The organism is Ruegeria sp. CDSB013, from assembly GCF_059611165.1.
The window spans coordinates 48,870-68,929 of the sequence record NZ_JBXWPA010000012.1; the positions used below are offsets into that span (position 1 = coordinate 48,870).

Annotated in this window: 27 protein-coding genes; 6 read left to right on the forward strand and 21 right to left on the reverse strand. The window is 57.6% G+C overall.

Features of this window, described 5'->3' with window-relative positions; all coding sequences use genetic code 11:
- Nucleotides 1–6 precede the first annotated feature (6 nt).
- From AC2FJF_RS18570 to pip, 7 genes are all read right to left on the reverse strand, one after another.
- On the reverse strand, nucleotides 7–630 hold the full coding sequence (locus tag AC2FJF_RS18570; RefSeq protein WP_058272981.1) for an RNA-binding protein: 624 nt from the start codon (nucleotides 628–630) through the stop codon (nucleotides 7–9).
- Between the two features lie 22 nt (nucleotides 631–652).
- Entirely contained in the window at nucleotides 653–2,260 is a 1,608-nt protein-coding gene (nusA, locus tag AC2FJF_RS18575; RefSeq protein ID WP_496723469.1) for a transcription termination factor NusA, read from the reverse strand.
- Nucleotides 2,260–2,850 (reverse strand): ribosome maturation factor RimP, encoded by a 591-nt coding sequence (rimP, locus tag AC2FJF_RS18580; RefSeq protein ID WP_496726672.1) that lies wholly within the window; start codon nucleotides 2,848–2,850, stop codon nucleotides 2,260–2,262. The genes nusA and rimP overlap by 1 nt, the downstream gene beginning before the upstream one ends.
- A 164-nt stretch (nucleotides 2,851–3,014) precedes the next feature.
- The gene (locus tag AC2FJF_RS18585; RefSeq protein ID WP_496726673.1) at nucleotides 3,015–3,185 is read right to left on the reverse strand and encodes a hypothetical protein; all 171 of its coding nucleotides are present in this window, start codon (nucleotides 3,183–3,185) and stop codon (nucleotides 3,015–3,017) included.
- A 9-nt stretch (nucleotides 3,186–3,194) separates the two neighbouring features.
- Entirely contained in the window at nucleotides 3,195–4,073 is an 879-nt protein-coding gene (locus tag AC2FJF_RS18590; protein WP_496726674.1) for a hypothetical protein, read from the reverse strand.
- 132 nt (nucleotides 4,074–4,205) lie between these two features.
- Nucleotides 4,206–5,027, reverse strand: coding sequence for an ABC transporter substrate-binding protein (locus AC2FJF_RS18595; RefSeq protein WP_496726675.1), 822 nt, complete (start codon nucleotides 5,025–5,027; stop codon nucleotides 4,206–4,208).
- Nucleotides 5,024–6,001 (reverse strand): prolyl aminopeptidase, encoded by a 978-nt coding sequence (gene pip / locus AC2FJF_RS18600; protein WP_496726676.1) that lies wholly within the window; start codon nucleotides 5,999–6,001, stop codon nucleotides 5,024–5,026. The genes AC2FJF_RS18595 and pip overlap by 4 nt, the downstream gene beginning before the upstream one ends.
- A 48-nt stretch (nucleotides 6,002–6,049) precedes the next feature.
- Here pip and ubiG point away from each other — a divergent pair, with 48 nt between their 5' ends.
- Nucleotides 6,050–6,796 carry a bifunctional 2-polyprenyl-6-hydroxyphenol methylase/3-demethylubiquinol 3-O-methyltransferase UbiG gene (gene ubiG / locus AC2FJF_RS18605; protein WP_472722371.1) on the forward strand — a complete coding sequence of 249 codons (747 nt, stop codon included), beginning with the start codon at nucleotides 6,050–6,052 and terminating at the stop codon, nucleotides 6,794–6,796.
- Nucleotides 6,797–6,868: 72 nt separating this feature from the next.
- Here the strand turns inward: ubiG and AC2FJF_RS18610 are convergent, their stop codons facing one another.
- From AC2FJF_RS18610 to AC2FJF_RS18630, 5 genes are all read right to left on the reverse strand, one after another.
- Nucleotides 6,869–7,252, reverse strand: coding sequence for a hypothetical protein (locus AC2FJF_RS18610; RefSeq protein WP_496726677.1), 384 nt, complete (start codon nucleotides 7,250–7,252; stop codon nucleotides 6,869–6,871).
- Nucleotides 7,253–7,634: 382 nt separating this feature from the next.
- A complete protein-coding gene (locus AC2FJF_RS18615) occupies nucleotides 7,635–8,075 on the reverse strand; it encodes a MarR family winged helix-turn-helix transcriptional regulator (RefSeq protein ID WP_496726678.1) in 441 nt (146 codons plus the stop codon).
- Between the two features lie 14 nt (nucleotides 8,076–8,089).
- Nucleotides 8,090–8,920, reverse strand: a complete 831-nt coding sequence (locus AC2FJF_RS18620) for a carbon-nitrogen hydrolase family protein (protein WP_496726679.1) — start codon at nucleotides 8,918–8,920, stop codon at nucleotides 8,090–8,092.
- On the reverse strand, nucleotides 8,920–9,177 hold the full coding sequence (gene grxC, locus AC2FJF_RS18625; RefSeq protein ID WP_058272991.1) for a glutaredoxin 3: 258 nt from the start codon (nucleotides 9,175–9,177) through the stop codon (nucleotides 8,920–8,922). The genes AC2FJF_RS18620 and grxC overlap by 1 nt, the downstream gene beginning before the upstream one ends.
- Nucleotides 9,178–9,214: 37 nt before the next feature.
- Entirely contained in the window at nucleotides 9,215–9,943 is a 729-nt protein-coding gene (locus AC2FJF_RS18630) for a ComF family protein (RefSeq protein ID WP_496726755.1), read from the reverse strand.
- A 16-nt stretch (nucleotides 9,944–9,959) separates the two neighbouring features.
- Here AC2FJF_RS18630 and AC2FJF_RS18635 point away from each other — a divergent pair, with 16 nt between their 5' ends.
- Both AC2FJF_RS18635 and hemH read left to right on the forward strand, forming a co-directional pair.
- Nucleotides 9,960–10,790 carry a methyltransferase domain-containing protein gene (locus tag AC2FJF_RS18635; RefSeq protein WP_496726680.1) on the forward strand — a complete coding sequence of 277 codons (831 nt, stop codon included), beginning with the start codon at nucleotides 9,960–9,962 and terminating at the stop codon, nucleotides 10,788–10,790.
- Nucleotides 10,791–10,847: 57 nt separating this feature from the next.
- Nucleotides 10,848–11,897, forward strand: a complete 1,050-nt coding sequence (gene hemH / locus AC2FJF_RS18640; RefSeq protein WP_496726681.1) for a ferrochelatase — start codon at nucleotides 10,848–10,850, stop codon at nucleotides 11,895–11,897.
- 76 nt (nucleotides 11,898–11,973) lie between these two features.
- Here hemH and AC2FJF_RS18645 read toward each other — a convergent pair whose 3' ends face one another.
- Together AC2FJF_RS18645 and AC2FJF_RS18650 are read right to left on the reverse strand one after the other, a co-directional pair.
- Nucleotides 11,974–12,156, reverse strand: coding sequence for a hypothetical protein (locus tag AC2FJF_RS18645; protein ID WP_496726682.1), 183 nt, complete (start codon nucleotides 12,154–12,156; stop codon nucleotides 11,974–11,976).
- A 140-nt stretch (nucleotides 12,157–12,296) separates the two neighbouring features.
- Nucleotides 12,297–12,896, reverse strand: a complete 600-nt coding sequence (locus AC2FJF_RS18650; RefSeq protein ID WP_108861642.1) for a L,D-transpeptidase — start codon at nucleotides 12,894–12,896, stop codon at nucleotides 12,297–12,299.
- 169 nt (nucleotides 12,897–13,065) lie between these two features.
- Here AC2FJF_RS18650 and dalA point away from each other — a divergent pair, with 169 nt between their 5' ends.
- The gene (dalA, locus tag AC2FJF_RS18655; RefSeq protein WP_496726756.1) at nucleotides 13,066–13,581 is read left to right on the forward strand and encodes a divisome-associated lipoprotein DalA; all 516 of its coding nucleotides are present in this window, start codon (nucleotides 13,066–13,068) and stop codon (nucleotides 13,579–13,581) included.
- Nucleotides 13,582–13,642: 61 nt separating this feature from the next.
- Here dalA and AC2FJF_RS18660 read toward each other — a convergent pair whose 3' ends face one another.
- The 7 genes from AC2FJF_RS18660 to AC2FJF_RS18690 all read right to left on the reverse strand — a co-directional run bounded on the left by AC2FJF_RS18660 (nucleotide 13,643) and on the right by AC2FJF_RS18690 (nucleotide 18,426).
- Nucleotides 13,643–14,107 (reverse strand): PTS sugar transporter subunit IIA, encoded by a 465-nt coding sequence (locus tag AC2FJF_RS18660; RefSeq protein WP_058273066.1) that lies wholly within the window; start codon nucleotides 14,105–14,107, stop codon nucleotides 13,643–13,645.
- A gap of 60 nt (nucleotides 14,108–14,167) precedes the next feature.
- Complete coding sequence (gene hpf, locus AC2FJF_RS18665) at nucleotides 14,168–14,731, reverse strand: ribosome hibernation-promoting factor, HPF/YfiA family (RefSeq protein WP_058273067.1); 564 nt, start codon at nucleotides 14,729–14,731, stop codon at nucleotides 14,168–14,170.
- A gap of 253 nt (nucleotides 14,732–14,984) precedes the next feature.
- Entirely contained in the window at nucleotides 14,985–15,743 is a 759-nt protein-coding gene (lptB, locus tag AC2FJF_RS18670) for an LPS export ABC transporter ATP-binding protein (RefSeq protein WP_058272996.1), read from the reverse strand.
- On the reverse strand, nucleotides 15,743–16,234 hold the full coding sequence (locus AC2FJF_RS18675) for an LptA/OstA family protein (protein WP_496726683.1): 492 nt from the start codon (nucleotides 16,232–16,234) through the stop codon (nucleotides 15,743–15,745). Before AC2FJF_RS18675 ends, lptB begins: the two co-directional genes overlap by 1 nt.
- Nucleotides 16,235–16,237: 3 nt before the next feature.
- Nucleotides 16,238–16,837, reverse strand: coding sequence for an LPS export ABC transporter periplasmic protein LptC (lptC, locus tag AC2FJF_RS18680; protein WP_058272998.1), 600 nt, complete (start codon nucleotides 16,835–16,837; stop codon nucleotides 16,238–16,240).
- A 15-nt stretch (nucleotides 16,838–16,852) separates the two neighbouring features.
- Nucleotides 16,853–17,815, reverse strand: a complete 963-nt coding sequence (locus AC2FJF_RS18685; protein ID WP_496726684.1) for a KpsF/GutQ family sugar-phosphate isomerase — start codon at nucleotides 17,813–17,815, stop codon at nucleotides 16,853–16,855.
- Nucleotides 17,812–18,426 (reverse strand): ribonuclease D, encoded by a 615-nt coding sequence (locus AC2FJF_RS18690; protein WP_496726685.1) that lies wholly within the window; start codon nucleotides 18,424–18,426, stop codon nucleotides 17,812–17,814. Before AC2FJF_RS18690 ends, AC2FJF_RS18685 begins: the two co-directional genes overlap by 4 nt.
- Before the next feature lie 134 nt (nucleotides 18,427–18,560).
- On the opposite strand from AC2FJF_RS18690, the gene AC2FJF_RS18695 reads away from it, so the two are divergent.
- Both AC2FJF_RS18695 and AC2FJF_RS18700 read left to right on the forward strand, forming a co-directional pair.
- Nucleotides 18,561–18,824 carry a metal-sensing transcriptional repressor gene (locus tag AC2FJF_RS18695; protein ID WP_496726686.1) on the forward strand — a complete coding sequence of 88 codons (264 nt, stop codon included), beginning with the start codon at nucleotides 18,561–18,563 and terminating at the stop codon, nucleotides 18,822–18,824.
- 3 nt (nucleotides 18,825–18,827) lie between these two features.
- Entirely contained in the window at nucleotides 18,828–20,060 is a 1,233-nt protein-coding gene (locus AC2FJF_RS18700) for an MFS transporter (RefSeq protein WP_496726687.1), read from the forward strand.

Here is a 20,060-nt window from a genome sequence, read left to right on the forward strand (position 1 = left end):
AGCTTCTTACCCTTCCGCGCGGCCCCTGCCGCCGTCATCCGTTTCGCGCAAGCCACGCAGGCGCTGCGCTTCCTCTACAACACGTTTGGCGAGTCCGCCAGAGGCGAGCGCCGCATGAATCACGGTTTGGCGCCCAAATGCCTGTCCCAGCTCGTCCGCCGTCAGCCAGCCGATGTATGTTCCGAAGTGCGGCGTGCTCAGTTTCGACTTGCCGCGCCCCGATCCATCAGAGGCTTGTATCAGTACCTGGGCCTCTTCCCGGTCCAGCCACGTCTTGACCTTTTCGTAACCGGCGATCGCGTCACCGGATTTGCGCGCAAGGCTCACCAACTCGATCACACGGCGCGCAATCTGACGCTCAACTTCATCCGCGAGATCGTTAGGCACGCTGACTTGCGCCTTGAAACCACGTGCAAACAGCTTTTTGCCCACGGCCTTGTCCAGCGCGCTGCGATCCGCCGCGACATAGACGCCACGTCCCGGCAGTTTTGCCGCGACATCCGGAAAGACCTGACCATCTGGCCCCGTCACAAAGCGGATCAACCCATATTTAGGTTGAACCTCGCCCGTGGCGATGCACTTGCGTTCAGGCCCTTCGGACCGATCCTTATGGACGCCACCGCGACCCATTTGCGCCACCCGAAGCCCGAGATCAGGCCTCGGCCTCCTCTTCGGTAACTTCTTCTTCGGCCTGCTCCAACTCAGCAGGATCGACCCAGCCCAGCATGATCCGAGCTGTCATGACCAGATCCTGCGCCTCTTCCAGCGTTACACCGAAAGGTTCCAGAACACCGTCATCTTTGATTCGCTGGCCGTCGACCGTGGTCCAACCACCGGCCAGTTCCCAGTCAGCGCAGGTGGCGAAGTCTTCCAGGTTCTTCACATCGTCCTTGGCCAGCGCTTCAACCATCTGGGGTGTCAGGCCTTCGAATTCAATAAGACTGTCTTCGACACCCAACGCGCGGGCGCTTTCCAACGCTGCCTTGGCCTGTGCTTCCAGGTGTTCGCGCGCCCGTGTTTGCAGCTCCTGCGCGGTGCCTTCGTCAACGCCGTCAATCACCAGCAGTTCTTCGATCTCCACATAGGCTACCTCTTCGAGGTTGGTGAAGCCTTCGGACACCAGCAACTGTGCAAAGAACTCATCCAGATCCAGGCTGTCCATGAACAGCTGGGTGCGGGCTTCGAATTCTTTCTGACGACGCGCCGATTCTTCGGCCTCGGTCATGATGTCGATATCCAGATTGGTAAGCTGGCTGGCCAGACGCACGTTCTGACCGCGGCGACCGATGGCAAGCGAAAGCTGTTCCTCGGGAACCACAACCTCGATTTTGCCGGCTTCTTCGTCCAGAACCACCTTGGACACCTCAGCAGGCTGCAGCGCGTTCACCAGGAAGGTCGGCTGATCTTCGTTCCACGGGATGATGTCGATCTTTTCACCCTGCAGCTCGTTCACAACGGCCTGCACGCGGCTGCCGCGCATACCAACGCAAGCACCAACAGGATCGATCGAACCGTCATAGGAAATCACGGCGATCTTGGCGCGCGAACCGGGGTCACGGGCAACAGCTTTGACCTCGATGATGCCGTCATAGATTTCCGGCACTTCCATCTTGAACAGCTCGGCCATGAATTCCGGCGCGGTGCGCGACAGGAAGATCTGGTGGCCACGAACTTCGCGACGCACTTCCTTGATATAGGCACGCACACGGTCATTCGGACGATAGCTTTCGCGACCGATCTTGTCATTGCGGCGTAGAACGGCCTCAGCACCGCCCAGATCGACGATGACATTGCCAAACTCTTCGCGCTTGACCGCACCGTTGATAATAGTGCCTGCGCGATCCTTGAAATCTTCGTACTGACGGTCACGCTCGGCTTCGCGCACCTTCTGCAGGATCACCTGCTTTGCGGATTGTGCCGCGATACGGCCCATTTCAACCGGCGGCACTTCTTCGACGAAGACGTCACCAACCGAAGGCGTTTCCATATACTGCTTGGCCTGCTCGACGGTCATCTCAGCCTGATAGTTTTCCAGCTCTTCATCCTCGACCACGGTGCGGACGCGGGTGAATGTCGCTTTACCGGTCTTGCGATCGATGCTGACGCGGATGTCCATCTCGGCGCCGTAACGGCTCTTGGCGGCGCGGGCGAGCGATTCTTCCATCGCTTCGACAACCAGACCGGGGTCGATCATCTTTTCGCGGGCCACGGCCTCGGCGGTCTGCAGCAGCTCCAGCTGGTTGGCTGAGGTGATTGCCATCAGTTCGTCTCCTCTTCGGACCCTTCGGTCTCAATCTCGTCGAAAGCGTTTTCGTTCAGGGCACCGGCGTCTTTGCGCTGGCGCAGCATTTCCTTGATCAGGTCATCGGTCAGGACCAGCTTGGCATCGCTTAGCCAGTCGAATTGCAGTCCGATGGTGATCGTCTCGTCCCCCTCGGCGAGATTGATCAAGACCTCATCTCCCTCGATCCCGGCCAGCTCACCCTTAAAACGACGGCGCCCGTCGATCAGTTCGGCGGTTTCGATCTTGGCCTCATATCCTTCGAACGCCTCAAAATCCTTAAGACGCGTCAAGGGGCGGTCGATGCCGGGGCTGGACACTTCCAGCGCATAGGCGTCAAGGATCGGATCCTCGACATCCAACGTGGCGCTGACCGCGTTCGAAATCTCGGCACAATCATCCACTTCGATACCGCCATCAGGCTTGTCAGCCATGATCTGCAGCGTGGTTTGTTTGCCGCTCATCAGGCGGATACGCACAAGCTCATACCCCAGATCCTCGATCACGGGGGCGATGATCTCGGCCAGTCGCCGGTCGATGGCTGCTTTGGCTATCAGGTCATTTGTCATCTGGTACTCTACCCTGTCAGTCGGGCACAAAAAAACGGGCGCGCGGCCCGTCGATCTTTTCCGGTGGAGCCCCGGACCGAAGCCCGACACGCCGCTGTTAACGGCCATATAGCCAAGCGACTGCAAGATTGCAAGCCCAAGCGCCCGGATGGGCAATCACAATATCAGTCTGACAGAATCCACTCGCCATTTTCACACAGGTAAGGACCAACGCGGTCCCCGTCTTCGTAGACTTCGCCGTCAAACAGGCATTGACGTCCCTGGGCATGTGCCACGCCTGACAGAGCGACGGTCACAAGTGCAATAGTGGCAGCGAGAACAGCAAGTTTATTCATGGAAAGCTCCTATTCCGCCGAAGATGCAAAAAGCGCAGGCTGCGTGTTGCGTGGGTAGATAATCACCGAAAGAGTGCCCCTGCCCTGAAACTGCTCGGCATTCGCCGTCCGCGGTGGGAAGAGTTGATCAAAGGCCACCCGGTTCAGCCCCAGCTTCATTTCCGAACCCGACAAAAACTCGAACGGTGTCCGCGCGGCACAGGCATGAAAAACAGGATCTTGCCGCACCGTGAACTGACGCATGATATTGGATGACCCGCCGGTCGGTTTGATCAGGACGGTAATCCCCGGTTTCAAAAAACTGTCAGGGCAGGTGTACACCATCGGTTTTTCGTTTCCGTTTGCGTCATGCAATAACACACCCTCGGCCGTTACCTCGTGCTTGAAGGGGCTGAACACGGTCTCTTGCTGAATGAAGTTGGTGTAAAGCGTCGCAAATAGCTGGCTGTCACCACGCGGTTCCGACTTTATACCCTCGTACAGATCAGCGATGGCCTGCCACATCCTTGAATCCGCCCCACGCAGTGTTCCGGGCAGCGAAAACGGACCTTCCAGATCATACAGCACGTCGCGCAGCCCGGCCGACAGGGGATCCTCCTTTTCCAGCGCTCTAATCTCGTGAACCAGATCCGAATCGTTCAACGCATAGTAACCATGCGACTTCAGCGTGCGGGTCAGAGCCCGCATATCGGACAGTTTCCGCGCTGTCGTCTCTGCACTATCTTCGGGGTTCGCCTCTACGGCCTCAAAACCCTTGTCCAGCAACTGAGTCAGCGACTGCCCTTCGCGGGCATCCAGCTCTATCGTCCCGTTTTTGCTGACTTTTACGGTAACGTCTTTACCTGATTTCAGGGCAAACACCGCAACAACCGCCAATGCTACGGACAAAATGGATATTGATATATTCTTTAAGCTTTCAACCCTCATGGGAATTATCCCATTTTCGAAAAAATTAAGCTAATACAGCGCGTACAATAGCAAAATTTTGCACAAAGTAGAAGTCAGGCGAATTTTCGGCGTTTAAATCAACCACCAACGCTCGGCAACGCGGCCATCATCCAGGGGGCGATCCGTTCCGATCTGACGGGGCATGCCGACATGCCCTGCTACAGCCAGCGCCATATCGGATTCGCTTGGAAAAAAGCGCAATCCGCGGTGCGGGCTGAACCCTTCGCCCTGCGGCAGTGCCGCGATATCCACAAAGCCGTCTCGCAGCGCCTCGGTACGCACGCGAGCGTCGGGAATCACGATAACTTCCAGGGTTTCGGCCCAGCCAGCCAATCCATCCTTGTAGTGGCCCGCCACACGGCGCCCAAGGAAATGACGATCATCCTCCGCCCGTTCAACTCGGTAGCATCCGGTGCCGTTCGCCGCCTGCAAGGGCGTGACACCTTGCCCGTTGCGCGTAATAACGAACCTGCTGTCGGCCAAAAGGAAGGGTAGACCCGGGTTGGCCTGAGCCAACTCCAGACGCACGCGATTATCTGACAAGGCGTCGACCTGCCCGACATCGCCCAGAACCGCCATCACATCCCTTACATCAAGGACTGCGCCATCGTGAAAACGAGCGCTCTCGCGCAGATCAAAGCTCCAGATGCGGGCTTGGGAATCAGTTTGCCAACCGGTCGCAAGCTCTCCGCGCAGGGTGCCGTCAGGTGCAATCTCGGTCAGGGTGTCGAACACGGCCCCACGGGCCACCTGCTCCAAACTGTCATCGCGGGGCACGGCAAGGCGCAGCGTACCACCCACTTTGGGCGTATCCGCCAGCGAAGCGCCCGTCGCCGCCAACAAGGCGGCAGCAGCACCAGACGCAAACAAAGCGCGACGGTCGATGCGTGTCATAATGCGCCCTCCGCCACGCGGTCCATGATGCGAACCAATTCCGCGCTAATTCCGGGTTCGGACAGCGCATGCCCGGCCTGACGCACCATCTTCAGCTCGGCATTGGGCCACTGCTGGGCAAGGTTCCACGCGGCCTGAGGCGGACAGATCATGTCATACCGACCCTGCACGATATGGCCGGGGATATGTGCGATTCTGTCCATCTGGTCCAGAATCTGCCCGTCCCGTTCAAGGAACGCGCGGTTGATGAAATAGTGATTCTCAAGCCGCGCAAAGGCGCGCGCGTATTCTCCGGGGCTTTCCCCGGTTGCACCATGTGAATGGATTGAGGCCAGCGCATTTTCCCAACTGGACCAGGCCCGGGCATACAGGATCTCGGTCGCACGGTCCCCCGAAAACAAGCGCTTGTTAAATGCGCCTATGGTGTCACTCAGCTCATTGTCGGACAGCAGAGCGGTGAACTTCGCCCATTGCTCGGGCCAGAACTTGCCCGCGCCGCCGCCGTAAAACCAATCCAACTCGGCCTGCGTCGCTAGGAACACACCGCGCAGCACCAGGCGATTGACCCGATTCGGGTGGGACTGCGCATAGACCAGCGCAAGCGTTGCCCCCCAGCTGCCGCCAAAGACGATCCAGTCGTCGATATCCAGCAAGGTCCGCAGACGTTCGATATCGTCCACCAGATGCCAAGTGGTGTTGTCCGTGACCGACGCATGGGGCCGCGACCGACCACATCCGCGCTGATCAAACAGAATCACCCGGTAGAAGTCCGGATCAAAATAACGCCGCATCGCGGGGCTGCAGCCACCGCCCGGCCCACCGTGCAGAATCACCACCGGAACACCGTTGGGATTGCCGCATTGTTCCATATAGATACGGTGCCCGTCGCCCACATCGACCATGCGCTGATCGAAAGGATCGATCGGCGGGTACAGATATTGAACTGCGCGCTTTTGGTCCGGGTACTTGTCCATTATGGCCCTATATAGTCCTTAAGCGTAAAAGAGCATACGGAGACAGGAATGCAAGCGCATCCGAACACGGTTGACCCTTCTGAGATCGCAAAATTCGAAGCGATGGCCGCAGAATGGTGGGATCCTCACGGAAAATTCAAACCACTGCACATGCTCAACCCCTGTCGGCTGGATTATATCACACAGCAGATCGCGGGCGAATTCGATCGCGATTTGAAATCGCCAAAGCCGTTCGAGGGCCTGCGTTTGCTGGATATCGGCTGCGGCGGCGGGCTGCTGAGCGAACCGATGGCCCGCCTTGGGGCCGAAGTGGTCGGAGCGGATGCCGCCGAAGGCAACCTGCCCGTCGCGCGCATCCATGCCGAACAATCAGGGCTGGAGATCGACTACCGCCACACCACAGCCGAGGACATGGCCGCTGCGGGTGAACAATTCGACGTGGTGCTGAACATGGAGGTGGTAGAGCACGTCGCCGACCCCCTTGGCTTTCTGACCGCATCGCAAGACTTGCTGAAACCGGGCGGATTGCTGATCTGTTCCACCATCAACCGCAACCCGAAATCTTATGCGATGGCCATCTTCGGGGCCGAGGTCGTCATGCGCTGGCTGCCGCGCGGCACGCATGAATGGAACAAGTTCATCACCCCCGATGAACTGTTCGACCTGCTGCGCCAAGCCGGGCTGGACCCGGTGGACCGCAAGGGTTTCGTGTTCAACCCGATCCTGTGGAGTTGGTCGATCTCGGACCGCGACCTGAGCGTGAATTATGTGACGGCGAGTGTGAAGCCGGGGTAGGATGGCTGCTTGCAGCCATTATTCCAACGACAATACAGACGCGATGGGTACAAGCACCCATCCTACGATTTCTTAAAACTCTAAACGGGTCAGTCCAAAAGCAGGGCCAAAACCAGCAGCTGTTAGCTCGCTGCCAAGTGCGTCACTAAGGAAAAAATACCTGAACATATTGGGATCAATCCAGACTGCTGGACCATTTACCGATCTGGTATCCGGCACAAGGCAATCAGCAAGTGAGGCATCAGGCTTAGGCTTAAACACCTCGCGCCCAGGCCACACATGCACAACATCGCTCTTTGCAATATCGATTGCATGACCTTGATTCTTGAAAATTAGAGCATATGCCACATAATCAGGCGGGGCTTCTGTATCATTACCAAAAAGTTGTTTTTTTTGCAGGCGTGCCTGGCCCAAATCATAGTGCTCAAAAATCTCCGCAACATCCGCACGCAACATTGGGTGCCCTGCACTGAACACCGGAAGTATAGTGCTCGGTGGTGCCTCGCTTAGGTTCCAATAGAGTTCATTCGGCACTGCTTCTGAGTCGACATGCTCGCCACGGGCATTCTTCTTATTTCCGTCACTATGTTTCTTAGCGATTTCGACATCTTCGTCGCGAAACTTGATCGAAGTGATCTTGTTTCACATTGGTTCAGTGACAAAACCAATGCTGAGCTCATGTCTTTGGTAAACATCGCTAACCCAGATTGCGCCACTCGGTTTTGAAGTCTTCAGGTGAGATCGATTTTGTTGATCTTCGTTAGCGGAGGTTGGCGAAGTCACGTTCTCTGAAAGCACACTGGATTTCCGTCGCTTCCTAAACCAACGCATGACCTTCCTACTCCCCCTCCAACTGCAACCGCAAATCCCGCAGCACGGGCAGTGTGCTGCGGACACGCTCCAGCCCAAGCTCTCCGACCACGCGGTTGATCAGTGGGGCGATTGACGCAATCGCCTGATCGCGCGCTCTCCGGCCAGCCGGGCTGATCGCCACCATCTTGCGGCGGGCGTCGTCCCAGTCGGGGCGGATGTGGATGTATCCGGCCCATTCCAGCTTGGCCAAAGTGTTGGTCATCGCCCCTCGGGTCACGTGGAATGTGTCCGCCAGTTGGGCCGGGCTACGCTCATCCCCAACAAAAACCAGATGGTTCAGCACCGAGAAATGCGAAATCTCCATGCCCTTGGGCAACACCCGGCTAAGCCGGTTGCGCAACAGCTGATCGGCGGTCAGGATTTCGCTGAACAGCGTGACCGCAAGGGCATTGTGTTCGTCAGTCATGGTCCGGTTCTGGATCAGGGTCCGTCAAAGCGACGGGTGTGAGTAAGTGAGGGCACCCGTCGGCGCGCCTCAGACACAGAACTATCACGCAAATCGAAAATGTGAATGCCCGGATCGGTCCCTGCGTCGATGACAACCTCTCCCCAAGGGGCAATTACCATGCTGTGGCCATAGGTATGGCGCGTTTTTCCTCGGGTTTTCGGATGTTCGCCGGTTTGCGCCGGGGCCAGCACCCAACAGCCGGTCTCGATCGCCCGCGCACGCAGCAGCGATTCCCAGTGCGCAGCCCCGGTCACCGGCGAAAACGCCGCCGGAACCGTCAGGATACGCGCACCCGCCTGCGCCAGCGCCGCGTAAAGCGCCGGGAACCGGATGTCGTAACACACCGTCATGCCAACCTTGCCAAAATCGGTGTCGGCAATCACCGCCTTGTCGCCGGGCCGGTAGTTTTTCGATTCGCGGAAGGTCTCGGTTTCGGTAACCTGCACGTCAAACATGTGAATCTTGTCATACCGCGCCACGATCTGCCCCTGCGGGTCAATCATGAAGGATCGGTTGGCAAACCGCCCGTCCGCGTCATGGGTCTTGATCGCTAAAGACCCGATCATCAGCCAGACACCCAGCGCGGCGGCCTGATCCCGCAGGCCCGCCAACGTCTGGTCGTCTTCTTCGTGCTGCAGAACCTCGCGCTGCCGCGTTGTGCTGGTGGACACGCAGTTCGTCACCTCAGGCGTCAGGATGAACCGCGCGCCTTGTGCCGCAGCCTCGGCCATCATGGCGCGCACCCTGTCCAGGTTTTCGACCGGATCGTCCGACGAGGTAATTTGCAGCAGCGCGGTCTTCATCAGGCCGCGAGCAGGCGATCCAGCTTACCCTGACGCTCCAGCTCATAAAGTTCGTCACAGCCGCCCACGTGCTGCGCACCGATAAAGATCTGTGGCACGGTCCGTTTGCCACCCGCGCGCTTGATCATCTCGGGCTTGCGCTTGGGATGCATCAGCACGTCGACTTCCTTGAATTCGACGCCTTTCTGTTTCAGCAGGCGTTTGGCCGCGTGACAAAAACCGCACAGCGGCGAGGTGTATATTTCTACCGGTTTCATATTCCGTACCTTCGCGTTTCGCATAATCTTGGGCGAATTAGGCATCCTTGGCAACGCGCGCTAGGGTCAACACGGAAATATGATTTGCTCCGGATGTAAGGCAGACACGCGCACAAGCCGCCAGTGTTGCGCCGGAGGTCATCACATCATCCACCAGCAGGATATCGCGCCCCTGCATTTGGTCTTGTCGTTTTGGATGGGCGATGATCGCATGCTCAAGGATTTTAGCCCTCTCGGTGGCCGTTTTGCCGTCCAGAACCGGTGTCTTTCGGTGGCGAAGCAAAAGGTCTGGGCAAACCTCAAGCCCGACCTCTTTCCCAAGATGCTGCGCCAGCAGGGCGGATTGGTTGTACCGGCGTTTCAGCAACCGGGACCAGTGCAGAGGCACAGGCGCGACCAGCATGCCGTCCCGAAACAGGTCTTGCCCGGCCCGTGCCAGCCAGCGTGCCGCAGGGCGCGCCAGTTCGGGCCTGTCACCGTGTTTCAAAGCCAGGATCAACGACCGCGCCTTGCCATCATACAACAAGGCCGAACGCCCTTCCCGCCAAGGTCGGGGGGCAGCCATGCAATCATCGCATTCAATCCGATGCCCGTCTGCCATCCCCGGCAACGGTACTCCGCAGCTTTCGCAAACAACGCCGCCGATAAATGGTGTTTCTCGCCAGCAGGATCCGCACAGGCCGAAATCCGTCTCGGTCAGATCACCGCATCCCAGGCAGCGCGGCGGGTAGATCAGAGAGACAGCGGTTTGAATCCGCTGCCACATGCGATAATTGCGCCCTATGAAACTGCCTGAAGCCAACGCACCCTCTTTGTTTGATCGCCGGGCCCTTGCCCTGCATCGCGCCCGTGCACAGGACGAAGCCCTGTTCCTGCATCGCGCTACAGTGGACGAGGTTCAGGATCGGCTCTCCATGGTTAACAAAACCTTTACGGCCCCAGCGATCGTGACGCCGTTTGCGCATATCTGGCGCGAGGTGATCCCAGAGGCTGAATTCGTACCTGATGATGAGGTGCTGGCTCTGCAACCTGGCACGCATGATTTGGTGATTCACGCCATGGCGCTGCATTGGGCCAACGATCCTGTTGGACAACTGATCCAATGTCGCCGTGCTCTGCGCCCCGACGGATTGCTGTTGGTTGTGTGTCTGGGCGGTGAAACCCTGCACGAGCTGCGCGCCGCACTGGGACAGGCCGAAATCGAAGTAAGCGGAGGCCTCAGTCCGCGCATCGTCCCAATGGCCGAGCTGCGCGATCTTGGCGGGTTGCTGCAACGGGCGGGGTTTGCGCTGCCGGTCGCCGACACCGCGCGCCTGACGGCGGAATACCGCGACATGCTTCACCTGATGCATGACCTGCGCGCCATGGGTGAGACCAACAGCCTGTCCGGGCGCATGAAACAACCCACCAAGCGGCAGGTCTTTGCCCGTGCGCAGCAGGTTTATGCCGACAACTTCTCAACGCCTGGGGGGCGGTTGGCCGCCACCTATGAATTGATCTGCCTAACCGGCTGGTCGCCAGATGACAGCCAACAGAAACCATTACGCCCCGGATCAGCCAAAGCGCGGCTTGCGGATGCGCTGGGCACAAAAGAAGGCAAACTGTCCAATTGACGACCGGGCTTTTCCGGTTATCTCAGGCCAGTACAGAGAAATCTCAGGAAGCATCAGATGTTTGACGCCACTCGCCCCGATCATGCCCCAGCAGACCACCCCAAGGTCAAAATGGGCCGCGTCGGCATTCTGTTGGCCAATCTTGGCACACCGGATGACTACAGCTATTGGCCGATGCGCCGGTATCTGAACGAGTTTTTGTCGGACCAGCGCGTAATCGACTATCCCAAGTGGAAATGGCAGCCGATTCTGCAAGGCATCATCCTGTCCAAGCGCCCGTTCAGTTCGGGCGAGGCCTACAAGTCGATCTGGAACCATGACAAGAGCGAAAGCCCGCTGATGACGATCACCAAGGATCAGACAGCAAAGCTGCGCGACGCGATGCAGGAACGCTATGGCGATCAAGTGATGGTCGATTTCTGCATGCGCTACGGCAACCCTTCGACCAAATCCAAAGTGCGAGAGATGGTTGCCGCGGGCTGCGACCGCATCCTGTTCTTTCCGCTTTACCCGCAATACGCTGGCGCGACGACCGCCACGGCAAACGATCAGTTCTTTCGTGCGCTGATGGACGAAGCCTGGCAACCTGCCGCGCGCACTGTTCCCGCCTATTTCGACGAGCCAGCTTATATCGACGCTTTGGCCGGGTCAGTGGAAAAAGCCTATGCCGCGCTGGAGACCAAACCGGATATCCTGGTTTGTTCTTATCACGGCATGCCAGAGCGCTATTTGCAGCAGGGCGACCCCTATCATTGCCAATGCGCGAAAACGAGCCGATTGCTGAAGGAACGGCTGGGCTGGTCGGACGATCAGCTGGTCTCAACCTTCCAATCGCGATTCGGTCCCGAGGAATGGCTGAAACCCTATACCGTGGATCACGTGGCTGATCTGGCGCGGCAGGGAAAGAAGAACATCGCCGTGATAGCGCCCGCGTTTTCCGCCGATTGCATCGAGACGCTTGAAGAGATCAACGAAGAGATCAAGGAAAGCTTTGAAGAGGCTGGCGGTCAGACCTTTATCTATATCCCCTGCCTCAATGACGATGATTCGCACATTGGCGCACTGGGCAAGGTAATCGAAGACAATCTGAAGGGCTGGCTCGACTGACCGATTCCCACCAAATAAATATGAAAAAAGGCGGTGGATCACTCCACCGCCTTTTCTCTAGATTTAGCTCGTCAAATTAGCTTGCTGCAACAGCTGCGGCAACTACGACCAGCAGGACCAGCGGCAGGATGATACCCTGCGACGAACCCTGAGTTTCCTCTACAACAACCGGTGCTTCAACAACCGGCTCTTCCAGGTTACCGGCATAAGCGGTCGAAGCAGCAGCAGTAAATGCAGCGGCGAGAACGAGTTTTTTCATATTAACCTCCAGAGTTTGCACGGCTCCATCAATCGGATCCGCACACCTAAGACTTACCTCGTGGTTTTTTTCTAATCAGCTATATGGCTGGAATGCAATTGCAACTTGAGCCACAAGCGGGTTCGTGCGCGAAAATGTCGTCATATTAGCAACACTTGCGTGCCGACCTTCGCCATCGAGAACAGTTCAGCGATATCTTCGTTGAACAGGCCGATGCATCCGTTCGACGACCGGCGACCGATTTTGCGCGTGTCATGCGTTCCGTGAATCCGGTAGTATTTCCAACTCAGGTATAAAGCATGTGTTCCCAATGGGTTATCCGGGCCCGGTGGAATATGGTCCGGCCATTCGGGATTTCGCTTCTTCATAGAAGGTGTCGGCGACCAACTGGGACCTTCAACTTTGCGGATGACGCTGGTGCGGCCCCGGCGGGTCAATTCTTCGGTCAGCGGAACGGATGAGGGGTAGAGTTTGTAAACAGATTGATCATCTGACCAATAATGCAGCGCTCGAGACACCGTATCAACCAGAATGGCCCCATTTCTCGTATTCGAGAAATAAGGCTGCCAATCCAGGGCGCGGAACCCCGAGACATTGCGACGCACGTCTGGCTCGGCCTCGGGTGCGGGGCGCAATGGGTCACCTGGAATGTACTGGGCAATCGCCGGCGATGCCAGCAGGGCCGAAGCACCGGCCAGAAATCCTCGGCGGCTTGATGAGAGAATGGGTTTCTTGACCATAGTGAACGGTCCTTTGCGAAAGATGACCTGAAATTTTCACGTATTTTATTGCCAGAATGCGTCAATCGCAAATCAAACCGGCAGAAACATGCAAGAATCAGCCATTGCAGGTTTGCCCAAGGCTGCATGGCGCGCTATGCCGTATGTCGACACAATAATCAGGTCGATCATGACGCGTATTATCACATTACTGTTTCTTTGCTTTGTTGCGCTGGCTGCATGTACCCCAAGCGGCACCCCAACTTACGGATCAGATGGCCGTCCACTGCCATCGGTCTACAAGATTCGCGGCAACCCCGAAAAGCTCCAGTTCCGTATGCTGGATTCGGTAAATGCCTTGCGCCAGGCTCAGGGTTTGCAGGCGGTGCAGCTGAACTCACAGCTGAATGCTGCGGCCGCGACCCACTCCAAGGATATGGCGCGCCAGAACCGCCCATGGCACTTCGGTTCGGACGGATCGTCTCCCATAGATCGCGCGCAACGCGTCGGTTATTACGGGACTTTCCTGGGTGAGGCGATCTCGGAAACCTATGAGACCGAAACCGAAACCTTGGCCGCCTGGATGCAGGAACCTGGCCCCCGAGCCGTGATCATGGACCCCAAAGCCTCACAAATGGGCTTTTCCTGGCATCAGGAAGGTGGCGGGAAAATCTGGTGGACACTGGAAATGGGAGCAGGCGGGTAACAAAAAGCCGCCTCGAAGAAAAAAGCCCCCAGCTTTCGGGGGCTTTTTTATTTCAGCAAGATCAGGCGGCCTGCATGGACTGCGCTTCGGTCAGAATCGCGTAAAGCTTGACCGGATCAGGGTTGGCCCGCAGCTTTGTGCAAACAGACGTGTCGCGCAGTGTACGCGACACCAGCGCAAGCGCCTTAAGGTGATCGACCCCCGCCTCTTCCGGCGCAAACAGTGCAAAAGCGATGTCCACCGGCTGCCGGTCGACCGATCCAAAATCAATCGGTTTTTCAAGCATTACAAACACACCCGAAACAGAGTCCAGATCTGTCAGCCGAGCGTGTGGCAAGGCGACACCGTGTCCAACCCCGGTCGGTCCAAGGCTTTCGCGCTCCAACAAGCAATCGACGACAGTCTGCGCATCCAGATGCAAAGTTCCGGCGGCAACATCGCCAATTTCCTGAAACAACCGCTTCTTACTAGAAGCGGCGGACAACACACGTACTGCTTCGGGCTTTAATATGCTCGAAAGCTCCATCATCACGCTCCACGGCGGGGCCCCTGCATTTGCAGGGGCGTGCCTTGCTAGTCTTGCCTGTTACGGATCAATCCAGCCGATATTACCATCTTCGCGACGGTACACGACATTCAATCCGTCCTTGTTTTCGTTCCGGAACACCAACACCGGCGCACCGGCAAGTTCCATCTGCATGACCGCCTCTCCAACACTCAGCGATGGGATCTTGGTTTCCATCTCAGCCACGATCATGGGCTGCAGAGTATCGGGCTCGTCAGCCGTCTCTGATTCGTCAGAGGCGAGGATATAAGACGACGCTCCGAAGAGTTCAACAGGCTCGGACCGATCCTTGTGGTGGTCTTTCAGGCGGCGCTTGTAGCGGCGCAGTTGCGTTTCCATCTTGTCGCAGCATCCCTCAAACGCCGCGTAAATCTCGGTTGCATGTGCCTTGGCCTGAGCGGTCAGACCAGTGGAAAGATGCACTGTGGTTTCGCATACATATTCATGCGCTGAACGGGAAAAGACGACGTTGGCATCTGTCGGACGTTGGGCATATTTGCCCACGACCTCGCCCAGTTCGGTCTGCACATGAGTCTGCAGGGCCGCACCGATGTCGATCTGTTTTCCGCTGATTTGGTAACGCATGTGATCTCCTTCACAATTCACACCCATTTCTGACGTCACGTAATGCGACGCGCTTGTTTTTATCGGGTGGGGGACATCGGCAAATCCTGCGGTAACCGCACCGGCCCCCCTTCCAGGAAGGGGCGTCGTGATCCAGTCGGGAACCGAAGAAATGCCATAGTCTAATTGAGGCAAGAGACGGCGGGAGAGTCAATCAAAACAGGCGTGTATATACGTGATTTCCGCTATGCGCCCGGCGAAAATCTGCGCAAGCTCATGAAATACGGAAGTTTTCGCCTAGGTAAACCCGGCGCACGTTTTCATTTTCGACCACTTCATCGGGTGTGCCGGACATCAGGACCTGACCGTCATGCAGGATGTAGGCACGATCCACGATCTCTAGTGTTTCGCGCACGTTGTGATCGGTGATCAACACGCCGATTCCACGCTTTTTCAGGTCCGCAACCAGATGGCGGATATCCCCGACGCTGATCGGGTCGACCCCCGCAAAGGGTTCATCCAACAACAAATATTTCGGATCTGCTGCCAAACAGCGCGCGATCTCGACCCTGCGGCGTTCACCGCCCGACAAGGCCAGCGCGGGTGCGCGGCGCAAGTGTTCGATCGAGAAATCGGACAACAGTTCTTCCAGCCGCTCCTTTCGGCGGTGAGCATGGTTGACGGTGATATCCAGAACGGCGGCGATATTGTCCTCGACGCTCATGCCACGGAAAATCGACATCTCTTGCGGCAGATATCCGATCCCAAGTCGCGCACGGCGATACATAGGCAGCGTTGTGACAACCTGACCGTCAATCGTAACAGTGCCGGCCTCAGGAAACACAAGGCCCGCGACCGAGTAGAATGTGGTGGTCTTGCCTGACCCGTTCGGACCCAGCAGCGCCACCACCTCGGATCGACCCAAGGTCATGGAAACGTCGCGTATCACCGTCTTTTTTCGGTAGGACTTGCGAAGTTTTTCGATTTTCAGGCCGGACGCGCCTTCGGCTACCGTCAGGTTTGGCTGAGCCATCAGTTGGCCCCCTGCTGCAGGATGGTCTTCACGTTGCCGGTCATCGTCGCTTTGCCAGTGGTCAGGTTGGCGTTCATCTGGTCGCCGCTGATCGTGCTTGGCCCCTGCAACAGCAGAACGTTGCCCTTCATGACGATCTCACCTGAATCGATGGTGTATTCCGCCCAGTCGCCTTCGGCCGCATCCGGAGGGCTGACCAGAATCACATCCTCGGTCGCTTCCATCCGTTCGATGCCTGAACGGTCCTCGTTATAAATGACAAGCACGCGTTCCGCCGTCAGCCGCATTTCGCCCTGAATGACGATCACGTTCCCCAGAAACTCGGCCGAGCCGTCTTCCTGATTTACGTTCAGCTTTTCCGAGGTTACCTCGACCGGCAGGCTTGGGTCGGCATTGGCCGAACCGAAAGCAACCTGAGTTTCCTGCGCTGTCGCAGAGATCGCACCAATTACCAGAGCAGCGCTTACAAGGGCTAATCGAAAATAGAACACAGGTTATCTTTCTGCTTTTTGAGGCTCATACACCAACTTCACGCCATCTGTAAAAATAATATGGACCGGTCCATCTTTTTTTTCAGTCCCAAATGTCATTCTGCCCGCGGTAAAATCACCAATAATACCGGTTCCGTCGACCTGACCGGGCGTGTCGCCCTGAATTTCGTCCAACGCGGTGTTCAACAGATCCGTTGTGACGACGATGCCGTCCGTTGTTGTTATAACCACATCCCCGACAAAGGTAGCCGTATTCTTGTCCGGACGGATCATGCCAGAGTTGGAATCCAAAGTGATTACGCCGCCATTCAGCAGGCCAAAGCGGCCCCGAAATTCGGCCGCTGTTGGCGCTTCGCCCTCAGTACCCTGCGTTGCCCGGCTTGCCTCGATCTGAACGTCTTCACCTTTGCGGGTCGTTCCTTGGTAGTTGGGCTGCGTCACCACCTGATCCGCCAAACGTTCATCGATATCCTGCTGGTTGAAGGGCACGGACACATTGGTTTCGATGCTGCGCGACAGTAGGAACACGGTCGACAGCATAGCGATAGCCACCAGTGGCAGCACCACCTTGAAGAACTGTACCCTGCGTGAGTGTCCGTCCACCGCACTACCCTCCGCTTAGCCCAATCCGACGCGCAGGCAGTCGTGGATATGCAACAGCCCCTCGGCTTGGCCCTGTGTCTCGGGGTCTACCACGAACAGCGAAGTGATCTTGCGGTCGTTCATGATCGCCACCGCCTCTTCCGCCATTGCATTCGGGGAAATGGTCAGCGGATTGGTGGTCATGACCTCTTTGGTGGTCTTGTCCAGAAGGCCGTCCATATTCCGGCGCAAATCGCCGTCAGTCACGATGCCAATCAGGCGGCCCGTCTCATCCGTCACGCCGACAACGCCAAAGCTTTTCTGGCTCATGACCAGCAGCGCCTCGCTCATTGGGGTACCCTCAGACACAACTGGCAGATCGGCGTGCATCAAATCCCGCACGGTTGAAAGCTGCGCGCCCAGCTTGCCGCCGGGGTGGAAGGCGCGGAAGTCCTCGGGCTTGAAATCACGGTACTTCATCAACGCAATGGCCAGCGCGTCCCCCATCGCCAAGGTCAAAGTGGTCGAGATCGAGGGCACCATGCCAAAACCGCAAGCCTCGCCCAGCGACGGGATCAGCAGATGCACATCCGCCTGCGTCATTAGCGTGCTTTCCGGTTTGCTGGACAAGCCGATCAACGGAATACCAAAGCGGCGGGTAAAGGCCAGCAGATTGACCAGTTCCGGCGCTTCGCCCGAGTTTGAGATGGCCAGAACCACATCGCCTTTCGACACCATGCCCAGATCGCCATGGCTGGCCTCGGCAGGGTGTACGAAATAGGCCGGCGTGCCGGTGCTGGCCAGCGTGGCGGCAATCTTGTGGCCAATATGACCCGATTTGCCGATACCGCTGATGATGATGCGGCCCGGAGCATGCAGGATCATCTGCACAGCATCAGCAAAATCTTCATTCAGGCTTTCGGCCAGCACGTCCAACGCGCGGGCTTCGTCGGTGATGACCTGACGTGCGGTTCTCAGGAATGCTTCGGTATCGGTCATGAGTGCGCAAAAATATCCGTTTCGGGCCAACCGGCGAGGTCCAGTTTCGCACGCATCGGCAGGAATTCAAAACAGGCCTGCGCCATTTCGGTGCGGCCTTCGCGGGCCAAGCGCCCGTCCAACGCCTCGCGCAGCTGATGCAGGTACAGTACGTCCGAAGCCGCATAATCCAGCTGCGCATTTGTCAGGGCTTCGGCACCCCAGTCGCTCATTTGTTGCTGTTTGGAGATATCGACACCGATCAACTCCTGACACAGGTTCTTCAGCCCGTGGCGATCCGTATAGGTTCGCACCAACCGGCTGGCGATCTTGGTGCAATAGACCGGAGCCGCCAGCGCGCCAAACGCGTGGTACATCGCAGCGATATCGAAACGCCCAAAGTGGAACAGTTTCAGCACGTCGGGGTTTTCCAGCATCGCACACAGGTTCGGGGCCTCGGTCTGCCCCTTTTCGACCTGGACGATGTGGCTGTTTCCGTCGCCGCCTGACATCTGGATCACGCACAGCCGGTCCCGATGCGGATTCAGACCCATGGTCTCGCAGTCGATGGCCACAACAGGGCCCATATCCAACCCGTCCGGCAGGTCGTTTTTGTAAAGATGATTTGCCACGGGGCTTGTCCTTTGTCCGGTATCGTCCCCGAGATAGGAGGTTTGGTCCCTAAACTCAACGCCATCCATAACGGGGCGGCAGGGACCCGTACGATACGTTGACCATATCCCTATGGGGGGGATAGGGTTATTACATGACACAGCACAAACACGAGTCGCACCCGCAGATCCATGCGCGTTTGAAACGGGCGCACGGACATTTGGCCAGGGTAATATCCATGCTCGAAGATCAAGACCCCTGCACCGACATCGCACAGCAGCTTTTTGCGGTTGAAAAGGCGATTACCAACGCCAAACGGGCCTTGATCCACGATCATATTGATCATTGCCTGTCGCCAACCACCGCAGCCAAAGACCCGGAAGTGGAAGACTTCAAAACCATCACAAAGTACCTCTGACCGATGCTGAGCGTCCTGAAGAACCGTGTCTATCGGCATTTACTGGCGGCTCAGGTGGTCGCGTTGATGGGAACCGGGCTGGCGACGGTTGCCTTGGGGTTGCTCGCCTTTGATTTGGCCGGTGACGCGGCAGGTATGGTTCTGGGAACCGCCCTGACCATCAAGATGGTGGCCTACGTGGTTGTCGCCCCGCTCGCCGCTGCGTTTGCAGAACGGCTGGACCGACGCAAAATGTTGGTGGCGCTGGATCTTGTGCGTGCCGCCGTTGCGCTTTGTCTGCCGTTCGTGACCGAGATCTGGCAGATCTATGTGTTGATCTTCCTGCTGCAATCGGCCTCTGCCGGCTTCACCCCTGCCTTTCAGGCAACGATCCCGGATGTTCTGACGGATGAGCAGGACTATACCAAAGCCCTCTCGCTGTCCCGGCTGGCCTATGACCTCGAAAGCCTGCTCAGTCCCGCTCTGGCTGCAGCGCTGTTGTTGATCATGAGCTTCGACAGCCTGTTCTGGGGCACAAGCTTTGGGTTCATTGCATCGGCAATCCTTGTCGTGTCGGTCGCCCTGCCTTCGCCCAAACCGACGAAACGGAGGGGGATTTACGACCGGACGACCCGTGGCATCCGCCTATACCTTGGTACGACACGGTTGCGCGGCTTGCTGGCGTTGACCTGGACGGCCGCGTCAGTCAGCGCGATGGTTATCGTCAACACTGTCGTAATCGTGCGCGCTGATCTTGGGCTGTCGGAAAGCGCTGTGGCCGTAGCATTGGCCGGGTATGGGGGCGGCTCGATGGTGGCGGCCTTCATCCTGCCGTCTCTTCTGAACAACTACGAGGATCGCAGCGCTATGCTGGCTGGTGCAGCATTCGGGACACTTACGATGGCCGTTGCAGCGGGGTTGTTCGCCTCGACCCAGATGACTTTGTGGGGGCTCGCAGTGTTATGGGCAGGTGCTGGCTTTGGCTATTCAGCCACTCTGACACCCTCCGGCCGTCTGCTGACACGCACGGCCCGCCCGGAAGACCGACCAGCAGTTTTCGCCGCGCAGTTCACCCTGTCCCATGCCTGCTGGCTGGTACTGTACCCGATGGCCGGGTGGCTGATGACCACCAAAGGAACCGAACAGACATTGATCTGGATGACTGTGGCGGCCCTTTTGGGGCTTGGTGTTGCGCTTCTGATCTGGCCGCGCTCCAGGCAGAAAATCACGTCGGGCGAACACGCTGACAAACCTTGA